This is a genomic window from Thalassospira lucentensis (assembly GCF_032921865.1).
Taxonomy (GTDB): domain Bacteria; phylum Pseudomonadota; class Alphaproteobacteria; order Rhodospirillales; family Thalassospiraceae; genus Thalassospira; species Thalassospira lucentensis_A.
The window spans coordinates 3,099,615-3,115,180 of record NZ_CP136684.1 but is presented as its reverse complement, the minus strand read 5'-3'; the positions used below and the strand labels follow the sequence as shown (position 1 = coordinate 3,115,180).

The following is a 15,566-nucleotide window of genomic DNA, read 5'->3' as shown; positions in this document are numbered from 1 at the left end:
CCTGTCTGGCGGACACAGGCTTAAGCACAGGGGAATCGTATGTCTGCTTCGCGCACATCGAAATCCGGAATATTTGACGGCCGTCTTAACCTTGAACAGCAGCGCAAGCGCGCCAAGGAACTGCTGAAATCCGCCCGAAGCCAGCAGGCCGATGCCCAAACCCGGATTGCGGCCCACCTGCCCGGCAAAAGCATTGATGATCTGCAACTGGCCGATAGCCAGCTTGTCATCGCGCGCGAAAACGGCTTTGCCAGCTGGCCGAAACTGAAATCCCATATCGACCGAATTACCGAACATCAGCGCCAGATTGCATCGGGGCATCTGCCAATACTTGATACCCCGCAAACCCTGCATCTGCGTTGTGGCTCGGACATCAGACATGGCCTTGAACTGGCCGGTTTTGCTGGTGCCTTTATGGAGTTTTCCGATCCGTTCTGTCAGGGACCGGTGCCCGATGTGCCCCTGCCCGACTTTATCGAAACGCGGGTACGCTTTATCGCATCGTCCTATCGCATCGATTTTCCCGATGCGCTATCCCGTCTGCAACGCGAATATGCCGGGCTGGCGACATTGGGCGATTATGATCATGTCGTGCTGTGGTTTGAACATGACAGCTACGATCAGCTTATACTGGCCTTCCTGCTTGATTTCATCGCCACACTCCGCCCGCAAACCAGGCTTGACCTGATTTGTGTGGATCGGGTGCCGGGGGTTGAGCGTTTCATCGGCCTTGGTCAGCTTTCGCCCGAACTGCTGATCTGGTGCTGGGACAATGCCCGTGCGCCGGTTTCGGATGACATGCTGACATTCGGTCAAGCGGTCTGGCCCGCGATCCGTGCCTCAAACCCCGATGCGCTGCGCGCCATCATCGATAACGGCCAATCGCCAATCCCCTGCATGATCGCGGCCCTTGATCGGCATCTGCGTGAATTGCCTGATCCCGAAAACGGTCTTGGCCTGACGCAGAAACTGACGCTGCAAATCATCCGGGATCATGGGCCGATCACGGCGGGCAAAATCTTTGGCCACCTGATGCGAAGTTATGACCCGCTGCCGTTTCTGGGCGATTTGATGTTTTGGGATGTGCTTGTTGATATGAGCCGGGCGAAAATGCCGCTTTTCACCTATCCCGAAGACCCGAGCCAGACGCCCTGGCCGGACCGCACCCTGTCGCTTTCTGAAACCGGCAACGAAGTCCTTTCCGGCACCCGGAATTTCATGGCGTTTTACACCGGGGAACGATGGGTTGGCGGCATCCGGATTAGCGGTGCAACAGGACCTTAAACCAGCTTTCGCGTCACCCTGAAAATCTCGCCCCGCAGCCATTTATGCGGGGCGCTGGCGGCGTTGCGCACATGCCAGGACTGGGCAAAGCTGTATTCAGGGAAATCAAGCGGGAAGGTGCAACTGCCAAATCCCGCCATAACATTGCGTTCAAGCCGCGATGGCAGCGATGCGATCACGTCCGTTGCGCGGATCAGGCTTGCGATGCTGGCGAAGGTTGATGCCTGCAAAACCGTGCGACGTTTGCGCCCGATGGCGTGCAATGCATCGTCCACCGCCGAATGATCGTTATTACCGATGATCACACGCGCATGGGCCACGTTGCAGTACCGGTCCAGCGTATCGGGTGGCACGTCATGGCAATCGGCATCGTAAAAGCAGGCCATATGTTCACGAAACAGGGTCTGCTGCGCGACATCGCCAACATTTTCGGTCATATGCAGGCCAATCGCCAGATCAAGCTGGCCGCTGCGCAGCCGGTCGATCACGTTGGTATCGCCATGGATCGGCAAAATCCGAAGCCGGATATCGGCGGCATAGCCGCGGATGATGCGAAACAGTTCAGGCATGATTACCGCCACCTCGTAATCGTTGGTGCCGATCACAAAGCGGGCTGATTGCGCCGGATCATTCGGATCAAAGGCATCAACGCGGGCAAGGTTGCGCAAATCCTGCAACAGGATGCGCACCCGCCCGGCCATTTCATCGGCATGGGCGGTCGGCGTAATGCCCCGCCCCGACCGGACAAAAAGCGGATCACCGACAATCTGGCGCAACCGGTCGAGCCCGTGGCTGACCGTCGGTTGCCCGACACCAAGGCGATTGGCCGCGGCGGTTACCGATCCCTCGTCATAGATCGTCAGGAAAAGCCGCAGCAGACGATAATCAAGGTCCAATTCATCGATGTTCATACATGAATACTATCACCTTGATCGAATTGATCATATGGGAAATCAGGTGCAGTTTCATTTCATTGACGGGCCAATGCCCACCACCGATTACCGGAGAAATGAAACCATGAAAATCCTCGTTACCGGCGCCACCGGCCAGCTCGGAAGCCTTGTTGTCAAACATCTGCTGGACCGCGTCCCGGCCAGCCAGATTGCAGCCAGCGTGCGCAATATTGCCAAGGCACAGGAAATGGCCGCCGAAGGCATTGATGTCCGCCATGGCGATTTTGATGATCTTGCCCTGATGACCAATGCGTTCAAGGGCATTGATATCGCGCTGATCATTTCGGGTGAAACCGATGTTGAAACCCGCATCAAACAGCACCGGACCGCGGTTGATGCCGCCAAGGCCGCCGGTGTCAGACATCTCGTCTATACCAGCTTCATCGATGCACGCCCTGAAAGCCCGTTCACCTATGCCGCCATCCATGCCGACACGGAAAGCTATATCAAGGCAAGCGGCCTGTCCTTCACCTTGCTTCGCAACAGCTTCTATACCGACCTTCTGATGGCGGGCGTTCCGCATGCGCTTGAAACCGGTGATTTTGGTGCCCCTGCCGGCAATGGCAAGGTCAGCTACATTCCGCGTAATGACCTTGCCGAAGCTGCCGCCACCGTGCTTGCCAATCCGGCCGACCATGTCAATCAGACCTATGACCTTTCGGGCACGCCGATCGGCTTTGCCGATATCGCCGCCATCATTGCCGACGCAACCGGCAAGGATATCCGTTATGTCGATCTGCCGCCCGAAGTCCATACCGGCATTCTGGCAAGCTTTGGCCTGCCTGACCATCTGATCGAGGCGCTAAGCGGCATGTATGTTGGCACGCGTAATGGCGATTATGAACAAACCAGCGATGATTTCGCCAAGGTTGTCGGCCGCGCACCGCAAAGCACCGCAGATTTCCTGAAAGCGGCGCTGAAATAATCCGCCGCAGTCAAAAAACGGACAAAAACGAAAAACGGGCCAAAGCTGGCCCGTTTTTTCATGTCTTCGATTGGATCGCGGGATTTAGTCCTGAGCTTCAAGCTCGACAAATACCACTTCGCCGTTCTTGAGCTTGAGCCCGATCTGTCCGTGCTTGAGTTGCAGGGCATATTGGCCGAACAGCTCGCGCCGCCAGCCATGCATTGCCGGGACGTCGGCATTGTCATCGGCGGCAATATTCTGCAAATCATCGCTGGACGCCACAAGGCGCTGGGCAACGCCCTTTTCCTCGGAACAGAGCTTTAGCAGCACCTTAAGCAGCTCCACCGTCGGGCCGATCCCGGCGGGAAGGTCCGGGCGGAGTTTTGGCTGCGGCCAGTCTTCCTGCGGGCTATCAAGGGCAGCCTGGATGGCTTCGATGATGGCCTGACCGGGTTTGCTGCTGCCGAAATTGCGACCAACACCGCGGGTCTTGTCGAGATCCTTGTCGGTCAATGGCTGCCGGGCAGCAATATCAAGCAGCGTGTCATCACGCAGAACGCGGTTACGCGGCAGGTTCTTGCGTTGTGCCTCGGTCTCGCGCCATTCGCCAAGCGCGCGCGCCACCGCCAGGAATTTCGGGCTGTTGGAGCGGGTTTTAAGCCGCAGCCATGCTTCTTTCGGATCAATCGAATAGATCGACGGATCGGTCAGGCGTTCCATTTCCTCGGCCAGCCAATAGGCACGACCATTGGCTTCGAGCCGTTCGTGGAAGGCTTCATAGATCACGCGCAGATGCGTCACATCCGACAGCGCATAACTAAGCTGTTTGGTCGAAAGCGGACGGTGCGACCAGTCGGTAAAGCGCATCGATTTATCGATATTCTTGCGCACCACCTTGTTGACCAGCGTCTCGTAGCCGACCTGATCACCATAGCCCAGCACCATCGCCGCCACCTGGGTATCGAATACCGGGTGCGGGACCTTGCCGCTGAGATGGACAAAAATCTCGATATCCTGACGGGCGGCGTGAAACACCTTGACCACGCTTTCGTCCTGCATCAGGTCGAACAACGGGGCAAGGTCAATGCCCTCGGCCAGCGGATCAACCGCCGCACCATTATCGGATGCTTCGGGGCTTGCCAACTGCACAAGGCAAAGCTGCGGCCAATAGGTCGAATCGCGCATGAACTCGGTATCGACCGTGACATATTCGAACTGCCGGAGCTTTTCGCACAACGCGCGCAGTTCTTCTGTATTTGTAATTGGTTCCATAAACCTTGCTATAACATTGCCGGGCGTGATCCGCCAGTAGCTTCGATATGGCAGCTATCATGCGTAAAAAGCACGGAAAACCCGCCGCCTCAGATGATCTCATCCTCGTCAAGCAACGGATCGGATTGCAGATGGGTTTCGATGGCATCCATGCGTTCCTGCAATTCGGATGACCGTTTGATCGCCGCCACATGGAAAAGCGCATCGCCCTGATTGACGATGGGCAGATTGGTCCGCCCGATGATCAGCCCGGCATGTTTCGCCACCACCTCGGCATCGCGAAGACCGAACGGGTCGGAAACGGCTGCGACCACGTCGCCCTCGTGGACAAACTCGCCCGCGATCTTGAACGTCCGCAAAATCCCGCCGACAGGTGCGCGCAGCCAATGGCTGCTGGATGATTTGAAGGGGGCGACTTTCGGATCGCGGATGGAGCGGCCCGATGTCATGCCAAGTTTGCGCATCACGCGCAAAACCCCCGAAACACCGGCCCGGATCGACATTTCATCAAATCGGAGCCCCTCGCCCGCCTCATAGAGCAGGATCGGTACTTCGGCCTCTTTGCCAGCCTGGCGCAGCGATCCTTCGCGAAGCGGGCTGGTCAGGATGATCGGCGCACCAAAAGCCTCGGCATAGGCCATAATGTCTTGATCATCGTCATTGACCCTGATCTGGGGCAGGTTCACGCGGTTCACGGCTGCCGAATGAAGATCAATGCCGAAGTCGGATTTCTCGACAATCTCGGTCAGGAAAAGATGGGCAAGCTGTGCGGCAAGCGACCCCGCCGAATGACCGGGGAAACACCGGTTAAGATCACGGCGGTCAGGCAGATAGCGCGTATGGTTCAAAAAGCCGAACGCATTGACCACCGGCACCGCCAGCAAGGTTCCATGCATGCCGCGAAGGGCGGGCGATTTCAAAACGCGGCGGATGACCTCCACCCCGACGATTTCATCGCCATGCACGGCACCACTGACGAACAGGACCGGACCAGGCCGTTTGCCATGCACCACATTGACCGTCAGATTGACCGGCGTGTGATTGGATAAAAGCGAGATCGGAATATCAACGATCTGGCGGGTCCCGGCGGGGACTTTTTTGCCGCCAATCTCGAAGTCCGGGGTTCTGGCTACCTTTGCCGATTTGGCTTTGGATACTTTTTTCCCGATCTCGTTCACAGTTTATCCCTTGCCTTTGGTCCGCACCTTTCCGGGGCGGTAATCCTTTTCCATGAAATCGATAATCATCCCGGCAATGTCCTTGCCGGTTGCGCCTTCGATGCCTTCCAGACCGGGTGATGAATTGACTTCCATCACCACCGGACCGTGGTTGGAGCGAAGAATATCGACACCACAGACATTTAGCCCCATCGCCTTGGCGGCTTCAACTGCTGTTGCGCGTTCCTGCGGAGTAATACGCACGGACCGCGCCGAACCGCCGCGATGAATGTTGGACCGGAAATCGCCCTCGGCCCCCTTGCGTTCCATGCTGGCAACGACCTTGCCACCAATCACAAAGCAGCGAATATCGGTATTGCCCGCTTCCTTGATGAATTCCTGCACCATGATATCAACATTCGCACCACGGAAGGCCTCGATCACGGATTTGGCGGATTTTTCGGTTTCGCCAAGAACCACGCCAATGCCCTGGGTACCTTCGAGAAGCTTGATCACCACCGGCGCACCGCCAACGATGGAAAGCACCTCGTCGGTTTTTTTCGGATCATGGGCAAAGGCCGTGACCGGCAGGCCGACACCGCGCCGCGAGAGGATCTGCAGGGAGCGCAGCTTGTCGCGCGACCGGCCAATCGCGACGGATTCGTTTAACGGATAAACGCCCATCATTTCAAACTGGCGCAACACCGCCAGCCCGAAAAACGTTACCGAAACACCGATACGCGGAATCACCGCGTCATAGCCGCTCAGTTTCTGGCCGCCGTAATAGACTTCGGGTTTAAGGGAGGTGATGTTCATCGTGACGCGCAGCGTATTGATCACATCAATTTCGTGCCCGCGACTTTCGGCCGCCTCGACCAGCCGTTTGTGGGAGTACAGATTAGGATTGCGCGCAAGCATTGCGATCTTCATGCAATGGACTCCCGTGGTCGAGCGTTACTGAATGTGTCGAAAGTTCAACGACAGCGTCGGATCATTGTTCCGAAACAGTGTCGGATTTCAGCGCCGTATAAACCTGTTCCGGTTTCCCCGCCAGATAAGATTTCGACGGTTGAACCAAAAATCTTCCTGCCTTCATCGCGGTCCGTCCCAACAGCATGGGAAAGCCCATCAACGAACGGTTTGCCAGTGAAATCTCGACCCGGATTTTATGATGCCCGACGGCAATATGGGTCGAAATGACATAGCGTTCTTCGGCCTCGCCGTTTGAACTGCGAATCTCGCGCGTTTCAACCAGTGGTGCCATGCACTCAATACGACCATGCCCGTCACCGCGGTAATGCGGCAAGATGAATTTTACGAATTTTTGATTATCGCGATCAATGACACGCGGATTCAACGCATGCAGCGACGATGTCCGCGCCCCGGTATCGACCTTGGCCTTCATGAAGGGTACGTCGAAATCCGGAAATCCGATCCATTCGCGCCAGCCCAGCACATGCCCCGCACTTATCAGGGCATCGGTCTTGGATTTAAGGGACGGTTTAACCTTGGTCTTGCGCGTCGTCACATGCACTATCCGGTAATTTGCAGTCGGACCAATATAACGCCTAACAGCTTGCATCGCCTATCGAAAATGCGTCTGCCCGGGATCGGGATTTATTGAGCATCCATCACAGAGCGGACCAGCGGCAATGTCACCGCGCGCTTTTGCGCCAATGCCTGCCGGTCAATGGCCGCCACCAGTTCAGTCAGCGCGACAAAGCTGCGTTCGATGCGCGGCAGGATATAGGCAATGATCTGGGGGCTCGGCGCCATCTGCCGGTCGGCAAACAGCTTGATCAGAAGCCCGACCATCAGGTCGTCATCGGGCGGGGAAATCTCGCAGACCAGTGCCGCACCCAGCCGTGATTTCAGATCCGGCAGATCGACTTTCCAGCGCGCAGGGGGTTGCTGTGCGGTCATCAGCAAATGCCCGCCGCGTTCCTTGAGCATATTGTAAAGATGGAAACACACCGTCTCGTCGAGGCCAAGATCGGCATCCTCGATCACAAGCCCGGTGGCATCGCCCAGAAGTACGTCCGGGTTCGCCCCGACAAGGTCATGACCCGATACGCTTAACGCGGCCGAGCGTGCCCGCCATACTTCCGCAAGGTGGCTTTTGCCCGATCCGCGCGGACCATAAAGGCAAAGGGCGGGCACCGGCCAATCGGGCCAGTGATCGATCCATGAAACGGCTTCACGATTGCAATCAGCGACCATGAAATCGGCCCGTCCCAATGCCGGGCGCAGTTCCAGCGCCAGCGGCAATTGCTGTGGCGAAAATTCCGGCGATCCACCATCCGGCCCCTTTTCGGGTGCCGCCAGCGTATCGTCCATGGTCGTCTTTTTGATCGCGCGGGTCACTGTGAACTCAATTCTCGGCGTCTTTTAACGGATCATAGGCCGGGTTGTCCGGGCCGTGATCATATAACCGGCTCCCGAGATACTGCCTTAAACCATATCGCACAAGCACACCAATCACAGCGGCCACCGGCACGGCCAGCATCACACCGAGCAATCCGAAAACCGCCCCCCCGGCCAGCAAGGCAAACATCACCCAGACCGCATGCAGACCAACCTTGTCCCCGACCAGCTTCGGCGTCAGGAAATTGCCTTCCATCAACTGCCCCGCCCCGAACACAAGGGCCACCAGCGCCAGATCGACACTGACCCCGAATTGTGCAAGCGCGACCCCCATTCCGACAGCAAAACCGGCAATCATCCCGACATAGGGCACAAAGGATACAAGCCCGGTCATCAAGCCGATGACAAAGCCGAATTCCAGCCCCACAAGGCTTAGTCCAATCGCATAGAAAAGCCCCAGCAGCATGCAGACCGTCGATTGCCCGCGTACAAAGCCCGCCAGGGTTTCATCGATTTCGCGCGCGCACTGCCGGATATCCTTTGCCGAACGGCGCGGCAGATAGCCATCGACCTTGGCAACGATCTTGTCCCAGTCGCGCAAAAGGTAAAATGCCACAACCGGGGTAATGAACAGCAAACTCAGGAAATTCAGCAACGCCAATCCGCCCGACAACACATTGGTCAGGATATTGCCAACCCACTTGATGGCATTGGCCGTCTGTCCCTTGGCCGAGTCCGATATGTTTTGCAGCGTTTCCGGGGCAACCCGGTCAACGATATGCTGGATATGGGGCAGAATGGTATTGCGCAGCGTATCGATATAGCCCGGTAGCCTTTCAAGGAAACCGGCAAGCTGGTTGCCGATCATCGGCACGATCAGCAACAGGACGAAAATGAAAATCAGGAAAAACAGAACCGTGATGACCGTGGTTGCCAGCGTCCGGTTAAAACCGCGTTCTTCCAACCGGTCGGCCAGAGGATCAAGGAAATAGGCAATTGCCATCCCGGCAACAAACGGCAACAGGATGCTGGAAAACAACCAGATCAGTAGGAAAAAACCGACAATGAAAATCAGCCAGAAACGTGCCTGCTGCCGGATGGTCATGTCCGTTTAACCCCCTTGTTTCGCTGTCATGCTGCCTTGATGATGCCCGCCCCCTCAGATATCTGCGGTACATCCTGCATGATAAAAAGACCGGCGGAATTATCCGCCGATCGACAGGCTTTGCAAACGATCAGAACCGGCTGGCTGGATAAACCAAAGTTCGCCCATCTGGCTCAGGCTTAAATTCTGCTGTGCCAATGCGGTCCGGAACTGATCGATCGAACCGACATAGTCCACCGAAATCTGCACTTCGCGGCGCGACATCGCCACAACCCGGCTGGCACGAACGACGGGCAGTCCGACAATGCGGTCCTCGATCCGGGCCCAGTCATCAAGCCCGGTGATCGGGATGAACACCATCAATTGTCCGCCGGTGCCGTAATTGATCAGGTTGGCACGTTTCCACCCGGCAGAAAGCTGATCCTGCACGCCCTTGGCGGCACGTATCAGCGTGTCGTTCAGGCTTTCTCCCGACTGGGTTGTTTCGGTCACGCCAAATACCTGCGGCGCGCCGCCCGTGTCATAGCGCGTCGCGGTCACGTCAACGGTTTCCGATCCGGTTTCACCGCTAACCGAGGCACTGGCGACAACGGCAACATTCGCACCATAGCGCCGCGCAAGTTCGTTAAGGCGTTCCACCGCACCATTTTCCGCCTGCTCGGCCGAAACGGTGCCGATATCCTGCAAATCGCCAATCGGTGCCTTGACCGGCACCAGACCACCCGATGCGAAATTGCGGCTCCAGATATCGCGCCACGGGTTTGGATCATCCCACAGGCTGGTATAACCGCCCGAATGATAGACCGGCACAACGATCACAGGCTTGGATTGCAGTTCGGCAAACGGGATATCGCGGAAACGCAGATAGTTGCGCAGTTCGGTTTCCTTGAACCGCACCGTCATGTCCGCGATATAGCGCACCGAAGATGTTTTCTCGTTCGAAACCCCGAAATCGCGCACCATGTTATTGATGTCCGCCTGGCTGGGGCTGCCAATTCCCGCGCGGTCTTCGGGCAATGTCAGGCGCGCGACAACCTCTTCGAAGGCCTTGCGCTGCCCGATGGCAAGGGCCTGATCACGTGCGGCCGCGGCGGTTTCTGCGCTTTCGTCAACATGCACGCCCGATACCGAAAAGATATCCTGTGCAAATACCGGAAAGGATAAGGACGCCGAAAGTCCGGCGATACCCGCCAACAGCCTGAATTTTTTGAGTCTTGTAAGCACGTTTGCCTCTTTGCCCATTTTTTCGATGGTTTGATGCTCTTTGTGGCACGAGTGAAGCATTCTGGAAAGAAAACTCTCCCATGCGCACCTGAGCATTGCATATTGCCCGCGTTTGAGTATTTTCGGCCCAGCGGAAATTATCAAGCCCGCGTTTTTTATCAGTATGACGCTTTTTCTGTGGTTATCGATCTGATTAAAGGCGTCACTATGGCGGTATTTCCCGGGTATCTGGTTCATCCGGCCCCGGAACATCGCGCGAATGACAATTTGAAGTCAGGGCGTACTGATGAAAAACGCGGGGTTTCCCGCTTTGTTTTATCCATGCGCTTAAGCCGAGGATCACCCAATGACCGCCTCCAACGGCCTTACCTATAAGGACTCCGGTGTCGATATCGATGCTGGCAATGCCCTTGTCGATGCAATCAAACCGCTGGCCAAAGCAACCAGCAGAACCGGCGTTACCGGTGGTTTGGGGGGATTCGGCGCTTTGTTCGACCTGAAAGCTGCCGGTTACAATGATCCGGTTCTGGTTTCCTGCACCGACGGTGTCGGCACCAAGCTTAAAGTCGCCTTTCTGGCTGACAAACACGATACCGTCGGCATCGACCTTGTCGCCATGAGCGTCAATGACCTTGTGGTTCAGGGCGCAGAACCGCTTCTGTTCCTTGATTATTTTGCCACGGGCAAACTTGCCGTTGAAAAGGCAACCGATGTTGTTGCCGGCATTGCCGAGGGCTGCAAACAGGCAGGATGCGCATTGATCGGCGGGGAAACCGCCGAAATGCCGGGCATGTATGCGGACGGTGAATATGATCTGGCCGGTTTTGCGGTCGGGGCGGCGGAACGTGGCGAGTTGCTGGACGGTTCCAACGTTGCCGAGGGCGATGTGATCCTTGGTCTGGCGTCAAGCGGTGTTCATTCCAACGGTTATTCGCTTGTGCGCAAGGTTGTTGAACTTGCCGGACTTGATTACGCCGATGATGCCCCGTTTGCACCGGGCAAAAATGTTGGCGAGGCGCTGCTTGAACCGACCAAAATCTATGTCAAAAGCTGCCTTGCGGTGCATAAGGCCGGTCTGGTCAAGGCGCTGGCGCATATTACCGGTGGTGGTCTGACCGAAAACGTCCCGCGCGTTCTGCCGGAAAACCTGACGGCGGTGTTTGACGCCAGCACGTGGGAATTCCTTCCGATTTTCAAATGGCTGTCCAAACAGGGCGGCATTCCGTCGGTTGAAATGGCGCGTACCTTTAACTGCGGCATTGGCATGTGCGTTGTGGTTCCGGCCGATAAGGCCGATGAGGCCGAAGCATTGCTGCGTGAAAACGGCGAAACCGTCAGCCAGATCGGTGTGATCGGCCCGCGTGCCGGTGATGGCCCGCAGGTCATCATCAAGAACATGGCCGCTGCATGGGAAAAGTAACACCGCTGAAGCTTGCCGTTCTGGTATCGGGCGGCGGGTCGAATCTTCAGGCGATCATTGATGCCTGCAAGGCGTCCGATTATCCGGCTGAAATCGTTCTGGTGTTTTCCAATCAGCCTGATGCCGGTGGGCTTGAACGTGCGCGCCGTGCCGGTATCCGGGCCGAAGCCATTTCGCACAAGGGCTTTGAAGGTGGTCGCGAGGCCTATGACAGCACGGTCAGCGGCCTGATTGAAGAATCCGGTGCCGATCTGGTGGTTCTGGCAGGTTACCTGCGTCTGGTCAGCGAAAGCTTTGTGACCCGCTGGCAGGGCCGCCTGATCAATATTCACCCGTCGCTTCTGCCAAGCTTCAAGGGCCTGCATGTTCATCAGGCTGCCCTTGATGCCGGGGTCAAATATTCCGGCTGCACGGTGCATTATGTGGTGCCCGAGGTTGATTCCGGCCCGATCATTGCGCAGGCCGTGGTGCCGGTCCTGCCCGGTGATGATGCGGGTACGCTCGCGCAGCGCATCCTTAAACAGGAACACCGCATCTATCCGCAGGTGATCCGCTGGATCGCCGAGGGCCGGGTTTCGACCAATGACGCCGGGATCGTAACGGTCGCCGATGCGAATGCACCCGATTTCGCGCAGATCAATCCGGTGCCTGAACCGAACTGACTGCGCCTGTGGCGGGCGATCCGCAAATGGTTTTAAGGGGTGAACGAAAGTTCGCCCCTTTTTCTTTGGGCGGATAACGACACCTTCAGCACGAATGCCCGTATTGGCTGTAACAAAACAATCGACTACAAATTATCGTTTACATCTTGCCAAGCTATTGTGGCGACCCAATAATCAATCATGGGTTTTCACTAATTATAACTCTCAAGCGTATCAGAAACGTCACCTTGTCGGATGCTGCCGAACCGCTCCGGCTTAATCAGCAAGAGCAAATCGAACTGCCAGGCACTCCTGAAGCTGCAATCCCGCCATCAGGGCAACAGTTTCCGAACAATGCAGGTGGAAACCTTAAGTCTCCCGATGGGAGCACGAGCACAGGGAGGCTTTGCCGCCACCCGTTTTAACGGACTGAAGGGAGCTATACAGCTATGCAACCGAAAATCATAGCGGGCCTGATGGCCGCAGGACTTGCCTGCGCCGCCTTGCCGGGCTTGGCATTCGCCCAAAATGCGCAAAAGCCAAATATCCTGTTCATTGTTTCGGACGACACCGGTTATGGCGATACCGGTCCCTATCTGGGCGGCGAGGCCCGCGGTATGCCGACCCCCAATATCGACAAACTGGCCGAAGAAGGCATGATGTTCACATCCTTCTATGCCCAGCCAAGCTGCACACCGGGCCGTGCAGCCATGCAGACCGGCCGCATTCCGAACCGTTCGGGCATGACGACGGTGGCCTTTCAGGGACAGGGCGGCGGCCTTCCGGCAGCCGAATGGACTCTTGCCTCGGTACTGAAAACCGGTGGCTATGATACCTATTTCACCGGCAAGTGGCATCTGGGTGAAGAGGATTACGCCCTTCCCAATGCCCAAGGCTATGACGTGATGAAATATGTCGGCCTGTACCACCTCAATGCCTATACCTATGCCGATCCGACCTGGTTCCCCGATATGCCCGACGATCTTCGTAAAATGTTTACCGAGGTGACAAAGGGTTCGCTTTCGGGCAAGGCCGGTGAAAAACCGACCGAAGATTTCAAAATCAACGGCCAGTATGTCGACACCCCGGACAAAGGTGTCGTCGGTATTCCCTATTTTGACGGCTATGTTGAAAAAGCCACTGTCGAGTTCCTTGAAGAAGCGTCAAAGAAGCCCGACACGCCTTTCTTCATCAATGTCAACTTCATGAAGCTGCATCAACCCAACATGCCGCATCCCGATTTCGAACATAAATCGATTTCGAAATCCAAATATGCGGATTCCGTCGTTGAACTTGACACGCGCATCGGCAACATCGTCAACAAGCTCGACGAGCTGGGACTGAAAGACAACACCATCGTCTTCTGGACCACCGATAACGGCGCATGGCAGGACGTTTACCCGGATGCGGGTTATACGCCGTTCCGCGGCACCAAAGGTACCGTTCGTGAAGGCGGCAACCGCGTCCCGGCGATTGTTCGCTGGCCCGGCCATGTCGAGCCTGACACCAAAAGTGCGGCGGTTGTCGGCGGCCTTGATCTGATGGCAACCTTTGCATCCGTCGCCGGTATCGAACTGCCGAAAGAAGACCGGGAAGGCGAGCCTATCATCTTTGACAGTTACGATATGACCCCGGTCTGGGAAGGTAGCGGTGAGTCGGAACGTGAAGCATGGTTCTATTTCACCGAAAACGAACTGACTCCGGGTGCTGCCCGTGTCGGTCACTATAAGGCCGTCTTCAACCTGCGGGGTGATAACGGTGCCGCCACCGGTGGGCTGGCCGTTGATTCGAACCTCGGCTGGAAAGGCCCGGAAAGCTATGTCGCCGCGGTTCCGCAGATCTTTGACATCCTGCAAGATCCGCAGGAACGTTACGACATCTTCATGAACAACTACACCGAACGCACCTGGTATCTGCCGGTGATCAACCAGGAAGTCGCGGATTTGATGAAAACCTACATCAAGTACCCGCCGCGCAAGGCACAAAGCGAAGTCTATACCGGCCCGATCACGCTTAGCCAGTATCAGCGCTTCAGCTATGTACGCGATGCCCTGAAGAACGAAGGCTTCAATATCGGCCTGCCAAGCGGAAACTGATCCCGCAAACCCGAATGTCCGCCCCGTTGCAAAGCGGGGCGGACATCTCCGTGAAAAATTGTTCCTGAAAGGGCTTATCCCATGTGGCTCAAGTCAGTCTTTCATGTGCTCGGGGTCTGCCTCGTCACCGCCTGCATGTCCGTTACCGGTGCGATGGCACAGTCCGATCCGCTTCCTTCGTGGAATGACGGCGCACCAAAGCAGGCAATTGTTGATTTCGTGACGGCCGTAACCACCGAGGGTGGCCCGGACTACGTCGCCCCAACCGACCGGATTGCAACGTTTGACAATGACGGCACGCTCTGGAGCGAGCAGCCCATGTATGTGCAGCTTGCCTTTGCGCTTGATCGCATAAAACAGATGGCGCCCGATCACCCCGAATGGAAGGACAAGGAGCCCTATAAATCGGTCCTTGCCGGGGACCTGAAGGGTCTTGCTGCAACCGGTGAAAAGGGCGTGGTCGAACTGGTTGCCGTCACCCATGCCGGGATGACCAGCGATGAATTCACGAAAATCGCAACCGACTGGATCGCAACCGCAAAGCACCCCAAAACCGGCAGACTTTATACCGATATGGTCTATCAGCCGATGCTTGAACTGGTTGATTATCTTCATAGCAACGATTTCAGGGTCTTCATCGTTTCGGGCGGCGGTATCGAGTTCATGCGCCCCTGGACGGAAAAGGTTTACGGCATTCCGACGGAACGGGTTGTCGGTTCCTCGATCAAAACCGAATACAAGGTTGTCGACGGTAAACCGGTCATCAACCGTCTGCCAGCCGTCGACTTTGTCGATGACAAGGAAGGCAAGCCTATTGGCATTCTGGGCCATATCGGCAAACGCCCGATTGCCGCCTTTGGCAATTCGGACGGCGATTTCCAGATGCTGCAATGGGCAACGTCCGGGGACGGAAAACGGTTTGGCCTTATTGTCCATCATGATGATGGCGACCGCGAAGTTGCCTATGACCGCAAATCGGTATTTGGCAAACTCGACAAGGCTCTGGACGAGGGGCCCGGACTGGGCTGGACAATCGTCAGCATGAAAAACGACTGGAAACAGGTCTATCCCGGCCAGTAAGCTGCGACAGGGAACCCCCGTCCGCCCCGCAATCATCGGAAACGGCCAGAAATGCCGGTCCGA

The 15,566-nt window shown here is 56.6% G+C and carries 14 protein-coding genes; 6 read left to right on the top strand and 8 right to left on the bottom strand.

The window, feature by feature from the left end; genetic code table 11:
* Window positions 1-39: 39 nt before the first annotated feature.
* Entirely contained in the window at window positions 40-1,284 is a 1,245-nt protein-coding gene (locus R1T41_RS15110; RefSeq protein WP_317337683.1) for a DUF1835 domain-containing protein, read from the top strand.
* Here R1T41_RS15110 and R1T41_RS15105 read toward each other — a convergent pair.
* Window positions 1,281-2,195 carry a LysR family transcriptional regulator gene (locus R1T41_RS15105; RefSeq protein ID WP_317337682.1) on the bottom strand — a complete coding sequence of 305 codons (915 nt, stop codon included), beginning with the start codon at window positions 2,193-2,195 and terminating at the stop codon, window positions 1,281-1,283. The two genes, R1T41_RS15110 and R1T41_RS15105, sit on opposite strands and share 4 nt — an antisense overlap.
* A gap of 106 nt (window positions 2,196-2,301) precedes the next feature.
* Here R1T41_RS15105 and R1T41_RS15100 point away from each other — a divergent pair, with 106 nt between their 5' ends.
* Window positions 2,302-3,162, top strand: a complete 861-nt coding sequence (locus tag R1T41_RS15100; RefSeq protein ID WP_317337681.1) for an SDR family oxidoreductase — start codon at window positions 2,302-2,304, stop codon at window positions 3,160-3,162.
* Window positions 3,163-3,246: 84 nt separating this feature from the next.
* Here the strand turns inward: R1T41_RS15100 and rnd are convergent, their stop codons facing one another.
* From rnd to R1T41_RS15065, 7 genes are all read right to left on the bottom strand, one after another.
* Complete coding sequence (gene rnd / locus R1T41_RS15095; protein WP_114111509.1) at window positions 3,247-4,416, bottom strand: ribonuclease D; 1,170 nt, start codon at window positions 4,414-4,416, stop codon at window positions 3,247-3,249.
* A gap of 89 nt (window positions 4,417-4,505) precedes the next feature.
* Entirely contained in the window at window positions 4,506-5,594 is a 1,089-nt protein-coding gene (locus tag R1T41_RS15090) for a succinylglutamate desuccinylase/aspartoacylase family protein (RefSeq protein ID WP_317337680.1), read from the bottom strand.
* A 3-nt stretch (window positions 5,595-5,597) separates the two neighbouring features.
* Window positions 5,598-6,503, bottom strand: coding sequence for a 30S ribosomal protein S6--L-glutamate ligase (rimK, locus tag R1T41_RS15085; RefSeq protein WP_062952404.1), 906 nt, complete (start codon window positions 6,501-6,503; stop codon window positions 5,598-5,600).
* Window positions 6,504-6,564: 61 nt separating this feature from the next.
* Window positions 6,565-7,101: an ATP-dependent zinc protease gene (locus R1T41_RS15080; RefSeq protein WP_062952403.1), complete on the bottom strand. Its 537-nt coding sequence runs from the start codon at window positions 7,099-7,101 to the stop codon at window positions 6,565-6,567.
* A gap of 89 nt (window positions 7,102-7,190) precedes the next feature.
* A complete protein-coding gene (locus R1T41_RS15075) occupies window positions 7,191-7,937 on the bottom strand; it encodes an HdaA/DnaA family protein (RefSeq protein ID WP_082832684.1) in 747 nt (248 codons plus the stop codon).
* A gap of 7 nt (window positions 7,938-7,944) precedes the next feature.
* Entirely contained in the window at window positions 7,945-9,042 is a 1,098-nt protein-coding gene (locus R1T41_RS15070) for an AI-2E family transporter (RefSeq protein WP_062952402.1), read from the bottom strand.
* A gap of 99 nt (window positions 9,043-9,141) precedes the next feature.
* Entirely contained in the window at window positions 9,142-10,266 is a 1,125-nt protein-coding gene (locus R1T41_RS15065) for a DUF2066 domain-containing protein (protein ID WP_231858305.1), read from the bottom strand.
* 346 nt (window positions 10,267-10,612) lie between these two features.
* Here R1T41_RS15065 and purM point away from each other — a divergent pair, with 346 nt between their 5' ends.
* The 4 genes from purM to R1T41_RS15045 all read left to right on the top strand — a co-directional run bounded on the left by purM (window position 10,613) and on the right by R1T41_RS15045 (window position 15,503).
* Entirely contained in the window at window positions 10,613-11,686 is a 1,074-nt protein-coding gene (gene purM, locus R1T41_RS15060) for a phosphoribosylformylglycinamidine cyclo-ligase (protein WP_317337679.1), read from the top strand.
* A complete protein-coding gene (gene purN, locus R1T41_RS15055; protein WP_317337678.1) occupies window positions 11,674-12,348 on the top strand; it encodes a phosphoribosylglycinamide formyltransferase in 675 nt (224 codons plus the stop codon). The genes purM and purN overlap by 13 nt, the downstream gene beginning before the upstream one ends.
* Before the next feature lie 428 nt (window positions 12,349-12,776).
* Window positions 12,777-14,423 (top strand): arylsulfatase, encoded by a 1,647-nt coding sequence (locus R1T41_RS15050; protein WP_317337677.1) that lies wholly within the window; start codon window positions 12,777-12,779, stop codon window positions 14,421-14,423.
* Between the two features lie 81 nt (window positions 14,424-14,504).
* Entirely contained in the window at window positions 14,505-15,503 is a 999-nt protein-coding gene (locus tag R1T41_RS15045; protein WP_317337676.1) for an HAD family hydrolase, read from the top strand.
* Window positions 15,504-15,566: the final 63 nt, after the last annotated feature.

Bases quoted from the DNA above. Each gene is read 5' to 3' on its own strand.
- rimK (WP_062952404.1), bottom strand. From the start codon at position 6,503: ATGAAGATCGCAATGCTTGCGCGCAATCCTAATCTGTACTCCCACAAA.
- R1T41_RS15070 (WP_062952402.1), bottom strand. From the start codon at position 9,042: ATGACCATCCGGCAGCAGGCACGTTTCTGGCTGATTTTCATTGTCGGT.
- R1T41_RS15045 (WP_317337676.1), top strand. From the start codon at position 14,505: ATGTGGCTCAAGTCAGTCTTTCATGTGCTCGGGGTCTGCCTCGTCACC.
- R1T41_RS15100 (WP_317337681.1), top strand. From the start codon at position 2,302: ATGAAAATCCTCGTTACCGGCGCCACCGGCCAGCTCGGAAGCCTTGTT.
- R1T41_RS15105 (WP_317337682.1), bottom strand. From the start codon at position 2,195: ATGAACATCGATGAATTGGACCTTGATTATCGTCTGCTGCGGCTTTTC.
- purN (WP_317337678.1), top strand. From the start codon at position 11,674: ATGGGAAAAGTAACACCGCTGAAGCTTGCCGTTCTGGTATCGGGCGGC.
- R1T41_RS15050 (WP_317337677.1), top strand. From the start codon at position 12,777: ATGCAACCGAAAATCATAGCGGGCCTGATGGCCGCAGGACTTGCCTGC.
- R1T41_RS15110 (WP_317337683.1), top strand. From the start codon at position 40: ATGTCTGCTTCGCGCACATCGAAATCCGGAATATTTGACGGCCGTCTT.
- rnd (WP_114111509.1), bottom strand. From the start codon at position 4,416: ATGGAACCAATTACAAATACAGAAGAACTGCGCGCGTTGTGCGAAAAG.
- purM (WP_317337679.1), top strand. From the start codon at position 10,613: ATGACCGCCTCCAACGGCCTTACCTATAAGGACTCCGGTGTCGATATC.